The sequence below is a fragment of the Klebsiella sp. HN106 genome (assembly GCF_051209435.1).
In the GTDB taxonomy this organism is placed as follows: Bacteria; Pseudomonadota; Gammaproteobacteria; order Enterobacterales; family Enterobacteriaceae; genus Klebsiella; species Klebsiella oxytoca.
Window position 1 is genome coordinate 1 of the sequence record NZ_JBLURD010000086.1, and the last position, 682, is coordinate 682.

1 protein-coding gene is annotated in these 682 nt (G+C 67.0%); it reads left to right on the forward strand.

The window, feature by feature from the left end; all coding sequences use genetic code 11:
- Window positions 1-682, forward strand: a 682-nt coding sequence (gene vgrG, locus ACSIPU_RS30440; RefSeq protein WP_435322476.1) for a type VI secretion system tip protein VgrG, incomplete at both ends; no start/stop codon positions are given.

The window sequence follows — 682 nt, forward strand, 5'->3', positions numbered from 1 at the left end:
TGGGCGCTGAAAAGCCGGCATCGCGTGGTGCCGCAGTCGGTGTTCACCCGGGACTATAACTACCGCAACGCGCCGGCGGAGATGAGCCTCAGCATCGATGTCAGCCGGGGCGACAGCACCACTTACGGCGAGGCGTACCACTGGGGGGATAACTACCTGACGCCGGGCGACAGCCATCCGCGCGACCCGGCGCCGGAGAGCGGGGCGTTTTATGCCCGCCTGCGTCACGAGCGTTACCTGAACGACCAGTCCCGGCTGAGCGGAAAGAGCAGCTGCGCGACGCTCGCCCCCGGTCAGGAACTGAAGGTGAGCGGCGGCGAAGAGGTCACCGGCACCTTCCGGGAGGGGGTGATGATAACCCACCTCCACAGCCGCGCCCGGCGCGACCGCAGTTTTGAGGTGGCCTTCCACGCCATCCCGTACTTAGAAGATTACGGCTTCCGCCCGGCCACTATCGCCAGGCCGGTGATGGCCGGGACGCTGCCGGCGCGGGTCACCAGCACGAAAAGCAGTGATATCTACGGCCATATCGACCGCGACGGGCGTTACAGGGTCAACCTGCTGTTCGACCGCGACCACTGGCAGCCGGGAGAAGAGAGCCTGTGGGTACGCCAGGCGCGCCCGTATGCCGGTGACACGTACGGCCTGCATCTGCCGCTGCTGGCGGGCACCGAGGTGGCCA